Annotated in this window: 13 protein-coding genes; 3 read left to right on the forward strand and 10 right to left on the reverse strand. The window is 64.2% G+C overall.

The window, feature by feature from the left end; all coding sequences use genetic code 11:
• Positions 1 to 20: 20 nt before the first annotated feature.
• The 3 genes from H6718_16765 to rplM form a co-directional block, all read right to left on the reverse strand.
• Complete coding sequence (locus H6718_16765; GenBank protein MCB9587054.1) at positions 21 to 1,091, reverse strand: N-acetyl-gamma-glutamyl-phosphate reductase; 1,071 nt, start codon at positions 1,089 to 1,091, stop codon at positions 21 to 23.
• A gap of 145 nt (positions 1,092 to 1,236) precedes the next feature.
• Positions 1,237 to 1,662, reverse strand: coding sequence for a 30S ribosomal protein S9 (rpsI, locus tag H6718_16770; protein MCB9587055.1), 426 nt, complete (start codon positions 1,660 to 1,662; stop codon positions 1,237 to 1,239).
• Between the two features lie 28 nt (positions 1,663 to 1,690).
• Positions 1,691 to 2,125: a 50S ribosomal protein L13 gene (gene rplM, locus H6718_16775; GenBank protein ID MCB9587056.1), complete on the reverse strand. Its 435-nt coding sequence runs from the start codon at positions 2,123 to 2,125 to the stop codon at positions 1,691 to 1,693.
• Between the two features lie 716 nt (positions 2,126 to 2,841).
• On the opposite strand from rplM, the gene H6718_16780 reads away from it, so the two are divergent.
• Both H6718_16780 and H6718_16785 read left to right on the forward strand, forming a co-directional pair.
• Entirely contained in the window at positions 2,842 to 4,782 is a 1,941-nt protein-coding gene (locus tag H6718_16780) for a DUF4388 domain-containing protein (GenBank protein ID MCB9587057.1), read from the forward strand.
• A 448-nt stretch (positions 4,783 to 5,230) separates the two neighbouring features.
• The gene (locus tag H6718_16785; GenBank protein ID MCB9587058.1) at positions 5,231 to 5,917 is read left to right on the forward strand and encodes a hypothetical protein; all 687 of its coding nucleotides are present in this window, start codon (positions 5,231 to 5,233) and stop codon (positions 5,915 to 5,917) included.
• Between the two features lie 29 nt (positions 5,918 to 5,946).
• On the opposite strand, the gene H6718_16790 is transcribed toward H6718_16785, so the two are convergent.
• The 3 genes from H6718_16790 to H6718_16800 form a co-directional block, all read right to left on the reverse strand.
• Positions 5,947 to 7,302, reverse strand: coding sequence for a thioredoxin family protein (locus H6718_16790; GenBank protein MCB9587059.1), 1,356 nt, complete (start codon positions 7,300 to 7,302; stop codon positions 5,947 to 5,949).
• Positions 7,303 to 7,595: 293 nt separating this feature from the next.
• On the reverse strand, positions 7,596 to 8,300 hold the full coding sequence (locus H6718_16795) for a metallophosphoesterase family protein (protein MCB9587060.1): 705 nt from the start codon (positions 8,298 to 8,300) through the stop codon (positions 7,596 to 7,598).
• Positions 8,301 to 8,489: 189 nt separating this feature from the next.
• On the reverse strand, positions 8,490 to 8,870 hold the full coding sequence (locus H6718_16800; GenBank protein ID MCB9587061.1) for a hypothetical protein: 381 nt from the start codon (positions 8,868 to 8,870) through the stop codon (positions 8,490 to 8,492).
• Between the two features lie 190 nt (positions 8,871 to 9,060).
• Here H6718_16800 and H6718_16805 point away from each other — a divergent pair, with 190 nt between their 5' ends.
• Positions 9,061 to 11,019, forward strand: a complete 1,959-nt coding sequence (locus H6718_16805; protein ID MCB9587062.1) for a cation:proton antiporter — start codon at positions 9,061 to 9,063, stop codon at positions 11,017 to 11,019.
• Between the two features lie 22 nt (positions 11,020 to 11,041).
• Here H6718_16805 and H6718_16810 read toward each other — a convergent pair whose 3' ends face one another.
• From H6718_16810 to H6718_16825, 4 genes are all read right to left on the reverse strand, one after another.
• The gene (locus tag H6718_16810; GenBank protein MCB9587063.1) at positions 11,042 to 11,851 is read right to left on the reverse strand and encodes an ATP-grasp domain-containing protein; all 810 of its coding nucleotides are present in this window, start codon (positions 11,849 to 11,851) and stop codon (positions 11,042 to 11,044) included.
• Positions 11,852 to 11,922: 71 nt separating this feature from the next.
• On the reverse strand, positions 11,923 to 13,287 hold the full coding sequence (locus H6718_16815) for a hypothetical protein (protein ID MCB9587064.1): 1,365 nt from the start codon (positions 13,285 to 13,287) through the stop codon (positions 11,923 to 11,925).
• Between the two features lie 91 nt (positions 13,288 to 13,378).
• Positions 13,379 to 13,927, reverse strand: coding sequence for a hypothetical protein (locus H6718_16820; GenBank protein MCB9587065.1), 549 nt, complete (start codon positions 13,925 to 13,927; stop codon positions 13,379 to 13,381).
• 269 nt (positions 13,928 to 14,196) lie between these two features.
• The gene (locus tag H6718_16825) at positions 14,197 to 15,555 is read right to left on the reverse strand and encodes a hypothetical protein (protein MCB9587066.1); all 1,359 of its coding nucleotides are present in this window, start codon (positions 15,553 to 15,555) and stop codon (positions 14,197 to 14,199) included.
• Positions 15,556 to 15,618: the final 63 nt, after the last annotated feature.

The following is a 15,618-nucleotide window of genomic DNA, read 5'->3' on the forward strand; positions in this document are numbered from 1 at the left end:
GGCACGCCTCAGGTAGGGGCTCAAGGGAACTGACCAAGCTGCGGCAGGCCCAAGTCCTCGTCCCAGCCCAGGGCCACGTTGAGCGCGTGCAGCGCTTGACCGGATGCGCCGCGAGTCAGATTGTCGATGGCGCCAAATGCCAGCAGCGTGCCGGTGCGTGCGTCTAGGCGGTAGGCGACATGGGCTCGGGCGGAACCACGCACCCACAGGGTGTCCGGAAGCTCGTCCTGCATCACGCTGACTAGGCCGCCGGCGGGGTAGAGCGCTCTCGCTGCTTGGCGGCAGCGCTCCGCATCCACACCGGGCTTCGGCTTCAAGTAGGCCACACTGAGGATGCCGCGGGTCATCGGCACCAAGTGGGGGGTGAAGACGACCTGCACTGGTTGCCCCGCGGCAATGGATAGCTCCTGCTCGATTTCGCCGGTGTGGCGGTGCGTACCTGCGACCTTGTAGGCACGGATCCCCTCACTCGTCTCACTGAAGTGGGTGCCCGCACCTGGGGTCCGCCCGGCGCCGCTCACGCCGCTCTTGGAGTCGACGATGAACGGGCTCTTGACGTCTAGCAGCCCAGCGGAGAGCAGCGGTGCGAGGGGAAGAATCGCGCTTGTCGGGTAGCAGCCTGGAGCGGCGATCAAGCGAGCGCCTCTGAGAGCCTCCCGGTGAAGCTCCGGGAGACCGTAGACTGATTCCGTGAGGAGATGTGGCGCGGGGTGCTCGCCGTACCAGGTGCGGTAGTCGTCCAGGGCACGCAGGCGGAAATCTGCCGAGAGATCGACGACGCGCAGCCCTTCGGAGTACAGGCTGGCGACGACCTCGGCGCTCTTTGCGTGGGGAAGGCAGCAGAATGCGACGTCGAGCTGCTTGGCCAAGCGAGGTGCGTCGCTCGGCTCGAAACGTTCGATGGTTAGATCGCCAACACCGGGCACGCCCAAGGTGCCGGGGAGCACCTCGGACAACTTGCGCCCGGCGTTGCTGTTGCCGGCGACCCAGGTCAACTGAAGCCGTGGGTGGCGGTGGATCAACCTCAAGAGCTCGGCGCCGGTGTACCCAGCGGCTCCAACGATGCCAACTCGCAGCGTGTCTTGAGTCATCTTGCCTGCTCCTGCCGTCTCTCTGATCGAATTCCGTGAGGAAAAACTGGTGCCGCTGAACGCCGCAGCTTTGTCCCCGAAATGCAGCAACGCGGCGCTCGGGAACCGGGCGCCGCGTTGGCTGACTTCAAGCGCTTCTCTCGGATTAGCGCTTGGAGTACTGGAAGCGCTTGCGGGCGCCGGGCTGACCGGGCTTCTTACGCTCCTTCTCACGAGCATCGCGCGTGAGGTAACCAGCACGCTTGAGGGTGCGGCGACGCTCGCCGTCCTCCACCAACAGCGCGCGAGAGATGCCGTGACGCATCGCTTCCGCCTGGGCGCTGTGCCCGCCACCGACCACGGTAGCCAAGACGTCGTACTTGTCGCTGATCTCGAGGAGCTCCAGGCCCTGGCGCGCGATCATGCGCGAGGTGGGGCGCTCGAAGTACTCATCCAACGGCGCGCCGTTGACGACGATCTCCCCGCTGCCGGGGCGCAACCAAACGCGGGCCACGGCGCGCTTACGCTTGCCAGTGGCGTACCAGGGAGCCGGGGTGGCCGCCTTGGGGGTGCTGACTTGTTCTTCGCTCATCTTTCAGTCTCGCTCTCTGAGCCAGTGCTCAGAACGAAAGCTCCGCAGGAGCCTGTGCCGCATGGGGGTGCTCCGCGCCGGCGTACACCTTCAGCTTCTTGATCATCTTCCGGCCGAGGGCGTTCTTCGGAAGCATGCCCTTCACCGCCAACTCGATAGGAGCCGCGGGCTTGAGAGCGATCAACTCACCGAAGCTCCGGGTGGTCATGCCGCCCGGATATCCGCTGTGGCGGTAGTACTTCTTGTCGTCGAACTTGCTGCCCGTGACCTTCACCTGCTCGGCGTTGATCACGATCACGAAGTCACCGGTGTCGACGTGGGGGGTGAAGGTCGCCTTGTGCTTGCCACGCAGGACCTTTGCAACCTCGCTCGCCAGACGACCGAGGGACTTGTTTTTGGCGTCGACGACCCACCACTTGCGAGTAGCTTGGGCCTCGGCCGGCTTGGCCACGAACGTACGCATGTTCTATCCGACTACTGGATTTCCAGTGAAAGGCGCGGGCAGTGCCACGCTTGGTTGACGATTCTTCTCGGGTCCGTCTTCGGAGCGAACGCTCGCTGGACCTGCCCGGGGCGAGATGCTGGAGCGCCGACGACTGCCGCGCGACCAACCCTCGAACCCAGGAGCCCGCTCCCGTGGAGAGCGAAACTGAGTACTTTGCAGGGACTTCAGGCGCCCTGGGGGAGGAATCCAACTGGGATTTCTCGCTCCTGGCGATTGAAGGGCGCATCTTCTAGCCGCCAGACCCAACCGAGTCAAGCGCGGGACACCGCGAAACGCTGGTCCTCTCCCCCCACTCCCTTCCAGCGAGGGATCGCCACGCCACACCCCGCCTTGGCGTGCCCGGCGACGGCAGCCAGCCCAGGCCATGAAGTGAGCGCGGATGCATTCGAGCGGACACAGCCCTCCAAGTAGGGCGACCGCGAAAGGGTCGAACTGCTGACCGACATCCGGCTCGGTGTGTGGGAGGATTGGGGGGAGCGTCCTGGCGGCCCGTGACGGCTCGCGCCCTGCTGTTGTAGAAACAAAAGAGCGTCGTCGGGTCCCTGTCGTGTGAACTGACGATGAAGTCGAACTGAGATTGTGCCTAGCTACAGGGCAGGTAGCGTGAGAGGGCCTACGCGCCTTTGGACGTGCACTGCGCCGCAAGCGCCAGAGGGTCAGAAGAAGTCCAAGTTATGCATCCGACCGGGAACGTTCGCATGGTGGAGCGCCTCGTTGCGAAGGGGCTGATTACCCCTGAGCAACAGGAGGCGATCATCGCGTATCACCAACGTATGGGTGGTCGCATCGAAGAGGCGATCATCGAGACGAACGCCATGGACGAGGTGCAGCTGCTGAAGTTCCTTGCTGCGTTCCACAAGACCCGCTTCGTTTCCACGGAGAAACTGTCCAAGGCTGACATCGATCGCTTCACCTTGGACAAGGTGCCGAAGTCCCTCGCGGAAAAAGAGACGATCTTTCCCGTGCTCTTCGACCACGAGAAGGCAGCGCTCAGCGTCGTCATGGCCGATCCGGACAACGTCGCCGCGATTCAAGAGATCAAGCTCGCCGCGAGCTTGAAAGACGTGCACGCCTTCGTCGCGCGGCCCGCGTCGGTGAAGGCGGCGATCAACAAGGCGTACAACGGCGATATCCACGCCTTCGCCGTGTTGGACCGTTCGGCGCACGAACAGTTCACCACGATGCTCAACGTCTACGAGCGAAACCTCGTCAGCGAAGAGAGCATGTCCCTCTCCCTGGCGGACGAGCGCGGTCGCGTTCAGATGTACGACGAGCGCGACTTGAAGGAGCAGCGCACCGCAGGGGGCACCGGGCGCGGCGGCGTGACCAGCGACTCCTACCTCGAGACGCTGAACGTGCTCGTGAGCTTGCTCGAGACATCGCGTCCCGACCTACGCGGGCACTCCGCGCAAGTCGCCCGCTTGATGAAGAAGATCTCCGAGCGCATCGGCCTGAGCGAGCAAGACCGCGCCGCGATGGTGTTGGCGGGCTACATCCACGACCTCGGCAAGATGAGCGCCTACCACCTCACCGCGCTGAACGTCGCGGAATACGAGGGCCACCGCGTCGCAGCAAAGAAGCTCTACAAGGCGCCGCTCCGTCTGCTCGAGGCAGTTGAGCTGCCGCGGGAGACGTCGCGCGCCATCGAGCAAATGTATGAGCGCTTTGACGGAGAGGGTTTGCCCGGGGGTGGGCGCGGGAAAGAGATCTCCCTTGGCGCCCGCTTGCTCGCCATCGCGGACACGTATGCGGATCTGACGCAGAATCCGCGCAATCCCTATCGCCGCGCGCTACGTCCAATCCAGGCCTGCGAGGTGTTGGGTCGCTACAAGGAAAAGGTGTTCGACCCGAACCTGGTCGACCTCTTCCGACACACCGTGACGGGAGACGACCTTAAGGCGCGTTTGCTTGCCGATCGGCACATGGCCCTGGTGGTCGATCCGGATCCCGAAGAGACGACGGTGCTCGAGCTGCGCATGGTCGAGCAAGGTTTCGAGGTGAAGGTCGCGCGTACCGGCGAACAGGCCCTAAAGATGCTCGAGAAGGGCGACGTCGAGGTCGTTGTCAGCGAACTCGATTTGGCCAAAGCGGATGGGTTCGCGTTGCTGGCAGAGGCGCGCAAGCAAGAGTGGGGACGCGAGCTTCCGTGGGTCATCTTGACCGGGCGATCCGGCCGCGCTGATGCGCAGCGCGCGTTCGAGCTGGGCGCCGCCGATTACATGACGAAGCCCGTCGCGGCGGATCTGCTGGTCGCGAAGCTCAAGCAGATCCTCGAACGCCACGCGGGTGGCCGTGGGACCCGCGGCGTCTCGGGATCGCTTATCGAAATGAGCCTGCCAGACATGGTTCAGGTGCTCTGGCACGGCCGCAAGACGGGCTCTCTGAAGATCCGCGCGAAAGGCGAGACCGGGGAAATCCACTTCGTGAAGGGCGACATCCACAACGCCATGTGGGGCCGCCTGCGCGGCGAAGAGGCCTTCTATTCCATGCTCGGTCTGACCGAAGGCGACTTCGTGCTCGACCCCAACTTCGTCACCAACTCCCGCGTGATCAACGCCAGCCCTGAAGCGCTGCTTCTCGAGGGCATGCGTCGCCTCGATGAAGGCGCTGCGTAGCGAACCAAGGGTGCCGCTTAGATAAGGCAGCGCTCGAAGAGCGCGTCAGACCTGCCGTGCTGACGGCGCGCCTCCCCCCAAAAACCGGCCCAATCAAACTCAATGTCGAGCCGCGATCGCAGTCGATGCAGTGCGGTAGCCGTGCACGCGGATTCGCGCCCGGGAGGCGCGAACAAGAAACAAAATTCGCGCCCGGGACGCGCGAACAAACAACATCTTGGGCAGTACGAGGCGAACAATCCGGCAGCGCCAGGCAAACAGTCGTTCGAGAACAGCCAATCGCCGCTTCTGCTGTGGTCTGAGGAGCGCGGAAGTCGCGTCGCGTGGTAGTGTTTCGAAGACGAACCTCCGCGTACCAAAGTCGCTACGCCGCGCCCCTGGGTGCTAGCGTGGCTGTGTTACCCTAAGCCCTTTGTCGAGCCGTCACGTGCCGAAGACGCCGCCTCCGCTGCTCGGATTCAACAACAACGTCAAGCATCGCGGCAGGGTTTTCCACATCCAAACGGAAGACTCCGGCGTGAAGCGTCCGCACGTGATCACGCATCTGTTCGCGGACGGCGGGCGTATCGTCAAGAGCAAGAAGACGACGTACACGGAGCACGTTGGGCGCGAGGACACGCCTCAAGTCGTTCGCCGTCTGATGAAGGAGCAGCACAAGGCGATGTTCATCGCGCTGCGCGGCGGTGAGTTCGACGAGTTGATCGAGGGGATTTGCGGTCCGCACCCGTTGCCTCCCCCGCCTCCGAGGGCGGTAGAGGCTCCACCCTCGAGTCCGGAGGCTGCGCCACCACCCCCGCAGGAACGGCCGAAGCGACTGTCGAATCCGAATCTGCAGCGTGTGGATCCACAGCAGGCTCGCGCGCTCGCTCGCCAGGTCGCGGAGAAGGAGCTGGACATCGACGTCGACTCACATTTGCACCGTCCCGAACCTCAGGTGAAGAACACGCCCGTGCATGGGACGCCTGTGGCAGCGGAGCCCAAGGCCGATGAAGCGGGCCGCTATGCCGCTTCGCGCCCTGCCGCGATCTTCGAGTCGCGCCCTGACGAAGGTTCGATCTTCGGTGGTGGGATCAGCGAGCAAAGCCTGGACGACGTGATCCTCAGCTACATCGCGGAAGATCTCGACGAAGGCTGAGGCTCTCGGCTCAACGAAGGCTGAGGCTCTCAGCCCGTCGTCGGCTCGTATTTGTCCTTGGGATAGCGCTCCGAGGCCTCTTTCAGGGCGCCATGGAGGATCTCCGCGGTGATGATCTCCGGGAGTAGCTTGTGGCTGCCGTCGGGGAAGTAGATCACGTAGATCGGAATGCCGCTGCGTCCGAGGCGCTGCATTTCCTTCTCCAGAATCGGGTTCTCGTCGGTCATGTCTGCCTTCATCGGCAGAATGTTCGTTTCCGTAAGGAGAGACCGAGTGCCGTCCGTCTCGATCACGGCCTTCTCGTTCGCCTTGCAGCTAACGCACCACTCCGCGGTGAAGTCGGCGAACACCGGGCGCTGGCGCTTGTGCTCCGCGTCGATGCGGGCCTTGTCGTAGGTGACCCAGTTGATGTGGCCGTTCTTCACCACCGGCGGGTCCTTCTTTGGGACGTTTCCGTTGCCTTGGGTGCCGGATGTGGGGGAGGGGGTGAGGCCTGCTGAATTGGCCTCTGCGGTCAGATCGCCTCCCGCGCTGTTCAGCGCGCTCTTGGGAGTGAGATCGACGACCCAGAACGCCATCGCTGCGACCAGCGCGGTACCCGCGACGCGAGTTCCAATGCGGCGCCCAACGCTGTGCATCAGGTTCCCGAAGCGGCCCACCGCCCACAGCGCCAGGCACAACACCACGAGGAAGTAGAGGAACTGGGTGTTGCTCGTCTCAGGCAGCTTGTTCATCAAGATGCCGAGGAGCCAGGCGGCAGTAGCGAGCAGGGTGAAGCCCAAAAGTTGCTTGAATGTGTCCATCCACGCCCCTGGCTTCGGCAGGAAGCGTTTGAGAGCGGGGATGTGAGTGACGAGCAGAAAGGGCAACGCCAGGCCGAACCCTGACACGCCGAAGATCACGAGCGTATGCGAGGGCGGCGCCTTGAGCAGCGCGTACGCCACGGCGGGTCCGAAGATCGGTGCCGAGCACGGCGTGGAGAGAATCGTGGCGAGGATGCCGTTTACGAAGGACCCACCGTAGCCCTCGCGGCCCTCACCCCCGGCGAGCCCCACGGTGATCTCGAACACCCCAAAGCAGTTGAGCGCGAAGGCGACCAGCACCGCGACCATCACCGCGAGGAACGTCGTGTTCTGAAACTGCTTTCCGTAGAAGACGGCGTGTCCCGCCGCCTTGAGGCCGATCAGCACGCCCGCGAGCGCCAAGAACGTCAGGATGACCCCCGCCGTGTACGACAAACCGTGCATGCGGTTCGTGCGCGCGTCGTTCTCCGAGTGGTCGACCAGATGAAAGAGCTTCAGCGTGAGCACCGGCAGAACGCAGGGCATCACGTTGAGAATCAGGCCTCCGATGAAGGCCAAGCCAGCGTAGTAGAGGAGTTCCATCGTCATCCGAGGGCGTGGGGGGCGGGCCCACCGCGAGTCCTGAAAATCTAGTTCCCAGAACCCCAGGCGACCAGTCAACCAGGCGTCCCCTGCAAATATTGCCAAAAATGCGCGGAACCTGGCTGGTCGAGAGCTGTGCAGAAGTGTCCGCTGGAGCCCTGGACGTCGCGTGTGGCACTACGCGCCGCTTTTGAGCGGGTTTCACTGGCCCGGGAACGAGGAGCGAAAAATGCGCGCCCGGACCAGTCTTTCACACCATCCGGGGGCATTGCCGTCGGGAATCGCGGCCAGCGCTACCCCGACAAACTCTGATGTACGTCAAACCGGCCACGACCCAGATCAAGCGCCGCAAACTCCAGTCGTCCGCCCGAGCAGGTGCCTGAGTTCACGAAGGTCACACCCGGGAAGTCCGTGCGCTTCGGCACGTGGGAGTGCCCCGTGACGACCACGTCAGCCCGGCGTTGTACGCCGAGGGTGCTCGCCCAGTCTTCGAGGGAGCCGGGGCCCACGCGCTCGCTCTGGATGGCCTCCATGCGCTCGAAGAGCCGGTAGATGTGGGACAGGCCGAAGCGCTTCAGCCAGCCCCCGAGCCACACACCGGCCTCTGAGAGCCAGCGAGGATGACCAACGAAGGCGTCGTGATCATGGCCATGGGTGAAGAGCACCCGCAGCCCACCTCGGTCGATGGTGAGTTCGTCAGGTGCGCCGTCGACCTTGCCCGCCACCCAGTCGTGGTTGCCGTGCACGTACCAGTACTTCGCGCTCTCGAAGCGCCGGGCGATGCGGGGATGCGCCTCCTTGGCCCGGCGTAGCTCGCCCTCGTAATCCCCGGGGATACGCGGTGTCAGCGTTTCCCAGATGTCACCGAGCAGTACGATGCGCTCGAAGTTCCGCTCCAGGAAGCGCAGGAAGTGTTCAAAGCGGGCGTCGTCGTGTTCGAAGCTGTCCGCTTCGTCCCGCTGGCCTAGATGAAGGTCGGAAATGACGGCGATTTCCATGACTCGCTCCGTCTCCGCGGTCACGCCGTCACCCGGTCGAGACCGCCTTGAGTCGCCTCGCGACTCTCGTTGTTGTGCAGTCTGTTTATTCGCTGCGGAAATTAGAGAGCCCAAGTGACGCTGGAGCGTCGCTTCCGTGAGGTGTGCGAGGCGTTATCCACAGGCACTCCGTGGAACAGGTCGCAGAGCCTAGTGGGCGCCCAGCAGATCCTTCAGCCAGAGCCGCGCCTCTGAGGCGTGTTCGAAGCTCTTCACAGGGAAGGAGGGGCTCTCCATCCAGGTCACCGCGGTCACCACGCCACGTCCCATGGCGGTGCGCAGCACCACGCTCATCCCTGCGATGTAGCGTCGGGTGCGCGGGCGCTGGACGTCGAAGAACTCCACGAAGCGGGCGCGAGTCTTGGCATCGGGCACATCGGCTCTGCGCGCATCAATCAAGAGCCCCATGCGCTCGCGCCGGCTGAGCAACTCTGAGCAGCGAGCGAGGTACGCGTCGACCTCGGTAGGCGAGATGCTCACATCGAACGTCACCCGAAGGATCGGCCACTCCGACTCGTCGAACTCCGGCACCCCCACAGCGTCCAGTCTAGCTCAAAAGCGCCCACGGTCGTCCGTGCAGAGTCGCGAGTCGAGCGCCGCCTTCCAGTGGGCCACCCGAAGGGGTGGCTAGTTGCCTCACTTTCTCAACCTCGGGCCCCTGCGCCTGAGACCGAGAGCCCCTTGCCCGGACAGGCAATCCACACCACATGCAGGGGTCCACATGGGAATTGCGACTGACATTATCTTGCTCGTAGTGGCCGCCTTCTTCGGAGGCCTCGTCATGCAGCGTCTCGGTCAACCGCTGGTGCTTGGCTACATCGCGGCTGGAGTGCTGCTCGGGCCTCACACTGGTGGACTGACGGTGAGCGATACCCACCAGATCGAGTTGCTCGCGGAGATCGGCGTTGCGCTCCTGCTGTTCGCGCTCGGCCTCGAGTTCTCCTTGAAGGACCTCAAGCCAGTCAAGCACGTGGCGCTGATCGGTACGCCACTACAGATCCTGCTGACGCTGGCGCTGGGATTTGCCTTGGGGAAATGGTTCGGGTGGGATTGGAAGACCAGCGTGTGGCTCGGTGCGTTGATATCGCTGTCCAGCACGATGGTGATCCTGAAGACGCTGATGAGCCAGGGCTGGCTCGGCACGCTCTCCAGCCGCGTGATGATTGGCATGCTGATCGTGCAAGATCTAGCCGTGGTGCCGCTGATGGTGATCTTGCCTCAGCTGAACGACCCCGCGGTTGGGCTGCCGGCGCTCGGCGTGGCGGCGGTCAAAGCCGTCATTTTCCTGGCGGCAATGATCTTGCTGGGAACGCGGCTATTGCCCAGGCTTTTGAGCTACATCGCTCGAGTCGGCTCTCGAGAGCTCTTCTTGCTGGCGATCACGGCGATTGGCCTGGGGGTAGGCTACGCCACTCACGTGGTGGGCCTGTCCTTCGCCTTCGGCGCGTTCGTCGCGGGCATGGTGCTGTCGGAGTCGGACTACGGACACCAGGCGCTCTCGGACATCGTGCCTCTGCGAGACTTGTTTGGCCTCTTGTTCTTCGCGTCTGTTGGCATGCTGCTCGATCCGCGCTTCTTGCTCGAGCACTGGAAGCAAGTGAGCGTGCTGGTGCTCGCGGTGAGCTTGGGCAAAGGATTGATCTTTGGCGTGCTGGCGAGGGTCTTCAAGTATGGGAACGTGGTCCCGCTAGCGGTGGGCCTCGGGATGTTTCAAATCGGGGAGTTCGCGTTCGTGCTGGCGCGAGTTGGCGTGTCCTCGGGGTCTATCGACGAGGATATGTTCTCCCTGGTGCTGAGCGCTGCGGTGGTGACGATGGTGCTCACTCCGCTCGTGAGTGGCCAGACAGCGCGTCTCTATGGCTTGAAGAAGCGCCTGTTCAAGCACGAAGCGCTGGAGACGGTGAACCTCCCCCAAGACGGGCTGCGCGACCATGTGGTGATCGCCGGCGCGGGGCGCGTCGGCTGCTTGATCGCCAGAACGCTGCGCGACCTCGAGCAGCCGTTCGTGATCATCGAGCTCGATCAGCGTCGCCTCGATGAGCTGCAACCGGAGCAGTTGCCCACCGTCTATGGTGACGCGACCCACGCGCTGGTGCTCGAAGCCGCGCAGGTGGAGCACGCTTGCCTGCTCGTCGTGACCACGCCGGGCATCGTCACCGCGGAGGCGATCGTGGAGCGCGCGCGGCGGGCAAATGCTGAGCTTGACGTGGTGGCTCGCAGCTCCGAGCGGGAGCTGGTGGAACGCCTGCGGGAGCTCCAGGTGACGGAGATCGTCTCTCCCGAGCTCGAGGCGAGTGTCGAGATGACTCGCCAGGCGTTGCTGTTCTTGGGGCTCCCTGCGACCGAGATTCAGCGCCGTACGGAAACGATGCGCGCAGAAGCGATGCCACCTCAGCAGCATCGCCCGTCTACCTACCTTCAACTGAATCAGCTCCGCATGGCGGAACGCGCCTTCGAACTCAGCTGGACGCAGCTTGATGAGACGAGCGGGCTGGTCGGAAGCAGCATCGGCGCATTGGGTGTACGCACTCGAACCGGAGCTTCGATAGTCGGGGTGATGCGCGACGGCGCGTTGGTGCCGAGTCCGGATCCGAGCTTCGAGCTCGAGCCCGGAGACTTGGTCGCGGTGATCGGCAACGAAGGCGCGCACCTTGCGTTTCGCGAGCTGGCCGCGGCTTGAGAGCCTGAGCCGGCGTACGCTGTCAACGCTCGTGCTTGGAGCGACCCCAAGCTGAGAGTTCGCGAGGGACCGATCGGGCGCTGATGTTCACCGTCGCCAGCAAGGGGAGGACGCGGCTGGGATCGCAGCCGCACAGGCCTGACGCCCAGGCAGGGTTCGCCTCCACCACCCCCCAGCGCCACGCCTGCTCACCGGGGGTTCGCAGTGTCCCGACGTCGATCACGAGCGCCGGAGGCAGCTCGACAGCTGGATCCCCCAAGATCTCCTCTAGAAACGCGGTTGCCTCGTGACGCTCGCGGTCGCTCAGGGGCCATTCGCCGTCCGCGCTCTGCGCCAGCTCACCGTCGCGCAGGTAGGCCGAGAGCGTCACCACGCGCCGCTCCGAGATGAACGCGCGAACCTCGAGCTGCCACTCGACCACCTCCGACACCAGTGCCAGAGTGGTGTCCTCGAGTCCTTGGCCCACTCTCTCGAGCTCTCCGGGAGCGTAGACCTGGGAACGGAACAGCTTCTCATCCACGGGTTTGACGAAACGGGGAACCGGAAGTTGCCGTGCGGCAGCAAGACTCATGGAAGCGATCTCTCGCTGGCGGTAGTCTCGTTTGAGACGCGGGAGCCACCCATAGTCGGGCTCGAGCAGCTCAAGGCCAAGCTCAGCTGAAACAGCGTCGATTAGCAGGGTTTCGCCGTAGAGCACCGGGTCGCGCTCTGCCAAGCCTTCGGGAACCCGATACGACATCAAGCGCTCAACGGACCACCCAGCAGCGATGGCTGCCCGCCACATGCTGTTGGAGTCTTCGCTGAAGCGGCGGGAGAGAACCAGAGTTGGCATTCGAACGCACCGACCCTACGCTCAGCGTCTGCTCGCGGCCAATCCGATCTGCTGCGGCCAATGGGAGCCGCTCAGGGCAGCGCGACGGGGTTCGCGTAGTACTTCACGACCGCGTCATCGAACTGGCCGCCGTCACTGTCGATGTAGGTTTGATTGCCCGCGCCTGTGCCGAAGGTGACACCCACACCACCGGCGTCGATCAGCTCTTGCACGTGCTCGAAGATGTATTTCACGCGATTGTCGCGATAGTGCCCTGCGGTACCGCCTGGCGTGTCACTCGGGACGCCGAATGGAACTTGCCACCACAAGATGGGCTTGCCCACTTTCTGCCCGATCGTCTTCGCCTTGGCGAAGTGCTCGTGGAAGTTTGGGCTGGTTTGGTTCGTTTCGTCCCAGTACCACGGCCCGTCGTTGCGCTGACATGCGGGGTCGACGTGGGCCTCGAAGCAACCCGCGTCTCGGTCCAGCATGTCGATGGTCACCAAGTCCGCATCACCAGCGCCGATCGACACCAGGTAGTCGCCGATGGCTTCTGGGGTGCCACCCCACATCGATGCGTGGAAGCCGACGAACGCGTTCTTTGCGTAGGTGCGCGCCAGCTTGACCAAGCACTTGCCCATTCCGACCAGGTTGTCAGGCAGGCCAGCGCAATCCGGGGCCAACGCGCCTACGTGCACTGGGATGCTCGCGGCGCTGCCGTTGAGCTGAGCGAATGCCCAAAAATCAGGCTCGAACTGTACGACGACCGGATCGCCGAAGATCGCGATGCGCTCGAACAGTAGCTTGGCTCCGTCCCAGTACGGGCCCATGTAGCCGTCGTTCGTCAGGACGCTCAGATTCGACTCACCCCACGCGGCCATGGAGTACAGCGTGAACATCGGCGTGACGCCGTTGGCCTTTGCTGAATCCGTGAGGATATTCACGAAGGAACCGTTGGCGTTCCAGTCGGGCCAGCCGCCTTGACCCAACAAGCCGACCAGGTAGGCGTAGTGCAAGTCGACGGTCGCACTCAGGGTGTACGCGCCGTCTTGGTTGTGGTCGTTGCTCAAGTCGTTGCCCATGCCGAACAGGAAGTTCGGCTGTCGACCGAGCGCCTTCGCCAGCTCTGCGGCGCTGCCAATCCCAGGGTTGGTTCCTCCGCTCGCGCCGCTTCCGCCATTCGCGCCAGCGCCAGCGGTTCCTCCGTTCGCGCCCGTTCCTCCGCTCGCGCCGCTTCCGCCGTTCGCACCCGAGCCGCCGTTCGCACCCGAGCCGCCGTTCCCGGCGGAACCTCCGTTGGCGCCGGAGCCGCCGTTCGCGGAGCCGCCAGCATTTCCCGAGCCGCCCGCGTTCCCCGTTCCGCCGCTCGCTCCACTTCCGCCGTCACCGCCGCTGTCGTCTCCCGAACAGGCCCCGAGCATGGCTGCGACCGCGATGAACCCCACCCCTCGCTTCATGGGCACAGTATTCTGCAACTGCCCCGAGAAGCCAAAGGGCTTTGTAGGGTTGGCCCGCGGTCGATCAAACCATATGGAAACTGACGCTTTCTCAGTTTTCCAGCGCTTCGCAGCGGAAGAACTCGAAGGAGTCACACACGCAGCCGGGCTCGCCGCCCTGGCATTCGCAGCCGGCGCCGCAGCTGCAGTCCACTCCAGCGTAGATCACCTCGCAGTCTGTGCGGGTGCCGCACTCGGCCTCGCCTAGCTCTTCACAGGTCTCCGCGTCGCTCGGAGCACAGAGCCCCGCCTGGTAGTCGCAGTTGAACCCCGGATCGCAGTCGCTCTCGTTTTCGCACGGAATGGAGCTGGCGCTTCCGGAACCTCCCGTGTTGGTGCCGCCGCCAGACCCCGCGCTGCTGCTCCCGCCGTTGCTCGATCCGCCACTAGTGGAGCCTCCGCTGCTCGAGCCGCCGCTGCTGCTGCCGCCGCTGCTACTGCGGCCGCTTGAAGACCCGCCGGAGCCGGTGCTGCGTGAACCCGATCCACCGTTTGCGTCGCACTCGTCGCCTTCATGAGTTTCGATGCTGCAACCGTTGGCGAACGCCAAGCTCAAGGCCAGACCAACGAGCGACACGGATTTGAATGAGATGAAGTCCATGGTTCCTCCCGCACGCTCACAGCGAGCGCACTTCAAGCGGCTCGCGCGGTATCGCGCAAGCTTCGTCGGGGAGTGCCCAGAGCCACTCTGGGTGTTCACGAGAAAACGCGTCCACGATCGGTTTGGGGGTGAGGAGCGGTGTACCTCCCCCCAAAATCCGCCTGGATCAAACGTGAGCGCTTGCGGAACACGACATCGCGAACAACCGGATACAGACCGGGTGTGCCCGCTGGTTCACGCTTGATGATTACCTGGCGGAAATGTAAGCGCTAGTTCGCGGGATAGTGGATGTTGTCGAGACTGATCCAGCGTTCGCCGCTCGGGTTACTGTACTGCTGCCAGTAGATCTCGCCGTTGGGCTTCACATCGACGCGGACATGTCCACCGCCTGCCGCCCCTTCGGTGACGTAGTTGAATGGCGGCCTGGCTTCCATGGGTAGCGTCGCCGCGGTACCGAGCGCGCTGGTGCCAGCCGGGAGTTGAATGCGCCCGTGGAGATAGACGATGCCATCACGAATCCGGTAGCCGATCAGCGAGCCCGCGTAGGCGGTGTAGCCAGAAGCGAGGGTAAACGCTTGGCGTGCGCCTTGGCCGTACGCGATGCCGCTGAGCATGACGTAGGGATGCGTTGGAGCTGGACCTCCAACGACGCTGACCGTTCCGTTCGTGGCCACACGCACGATGGACCCGCGGTCTTGGCCGGTGTAGCCCGCGACCGCAACGTACTTGGTCTCGTCTGGTTCCATTCCGCTCGGAACCGTGCCGAGATCGGTGAGCAAGCCAGCGCCAGCGCCCGCTGTCGTGTTGTCGTCGGTCTCCAGCATGCCTTGGATGACTACCGCCTCATTCACGCGCGTCGCTGTGACGGGCTCAAAGCGGGTGTCGTGGTAGCCTTTCCAGCCGGATGCGTAGCCGAAGGGTGTTCCCCGCTGGGTGAAGTAGATCGTCGCTCCGAGCGCCACCCAGCCGAACTCTCGAGTGCCGTATGCAACCCCGACGTCGCCAGTGTTGCTGACATCCAGGCGCGCTGTGTTGCTGTGGGTGTTTCCCGGGAAAGTGAGAATCGCTGTAGGTCGCATCGCCGATGGCAAGATGGTCAGCGGATCCGGGTTGCCTGAAGGGAGTCCGTAGAGCGAGACCATGCTGCCTGTCGTGCAGCGCTGGACGGGGATGCTGTTGGAGGCGAGCCAACCTATCTCGAGCGCGAGGGTTTCGCAGGCCGTGGGGTTGGCGACTCCGCCAGTTCCTCCAACGCCGCCCGTGCCACCGCTGCCGGCCGCGCCGCCCGCACCCGCCACGGCTCCGCCACTGCCGCCTGCTCCAGCGACGCCTGAGCCAGCACTGCCGCCGCTCCCGGCATTGCCCACACCGCCGCTGCCAGCGCTCGAGCCACCACTGCCGCTTGAGCCGGCGCTGCCGCTCGAGCCGGCGCTGCCGCTTGACCCGCTCGTTCCGCCACTATCGCCTGCACCGCTCCCAGCGGATCCGCCTTGCCCCGCGGATCCACCCGTTCCAGCGCTCCCTGCACTACCACCAGCTCCGTCAGCTTTGGGAGCGTTAGTCACGTTGCTCGAGCAGCCAATCGCGCCAACGATGCCACCCAGCACCGCGTAGTGTCGTAGTCTCATTGCGTTCCCCCGGGCAAAATTCGCCCGAGCCTACCAAAGCCAGGATACGCAGGGAACCCAGGC

This window comes from Polyangiaceae bacterium, from assembly GCA_020633205.1.
Lineage (GTDB): Bacteria > Myxococcota_A > Polyangia > Polyangiales > Polyangiaceae > JAHBVY01.

What these genes read in the sequence shown, in the direction of transcription:
- H6718_16765 (MCB9587054.1), bottom strand. Translation starts at nt 1,091, where the DNA reads ATGACTCAAGACACGCTGCGAGTTGGCATCGTTGGAGCCGCTGGGTAC.
- rpsI (MCB9587055.1), bottom strand. Translation starts at nt 1,662, where the DNA reads ATGAGCGAAGAACAAGTCAGCACCCCCAAGGCGGCCACCCCGGCTCCC.
- rplM (MCB9587056.1), bottom strand. Translation starts at nt 2,125, where the DNA reads ATGCGTACGTTCGTGGCCAAGCCGGCCGAGGCCCAAGCTACTCGCAAG.
- H6718_16780 (MCB9587057.1), top strand. Translation starts at nt 2,842, where the DNA reads ATGCATCCGACCGGGAACGTTCGCATGGTGGAGCGCCTCGTTGCGAAG.
- H6718_16790 (MCB9587059.1), bottom strand. Translation starts at nt 7,302, where the DNA reads ATGGAACTCCTCTACTACGCTGGCTTGGCCTTCATCGGAGGCCTGATT.
- H6718_16795 (MCB9587060.1), bottom strand. Translation starts at nt 8,300, where the DNA reads ATGGAAATCGCCGTCATTTCCGACCTTCATCTAGGCCAGCGGGACGAA.
- H6718_16805 (MCB9587062.1), top strand. Translation starts at nt 9,061, where the DNA reads ATGGGAATTGCGACTGACATTATCTTGCTCGTAGTGGCCGCCTTCTTC.
- H6718_16810 (MCB9587063.1), bottom strand. Translation starts at nt 11,851, where the DNA reads ATGCCAACTCTGGTTCTCTCCCGCCGCTTCAGCGAAGACTCCAACAGC.
- H6718_16815 (MCB9587064.1), bottom strand. Translation starts at nt 13,287, where the DNA reads ATGAAGCGAGGGGTGGGGTTCATCGCGGTCGCAGCCATGCTCGGGGCC.
- H6718_16820 (MCB9587065.1), bottom strand. Translation starts at nt 13,927, where the DNA reads ATGGACTTCATCTCATTCAAATCCGTGTCGCTCGTTGGTCTGGCCTTG.
- H6718_16825 (MCB9587066.1), bottom strand. Translation starts at nt 15,555, where the DNA reads ATGAGACTACGACACTACGCGGTGCTGGGTGGCATCGTTGGCGCGATT.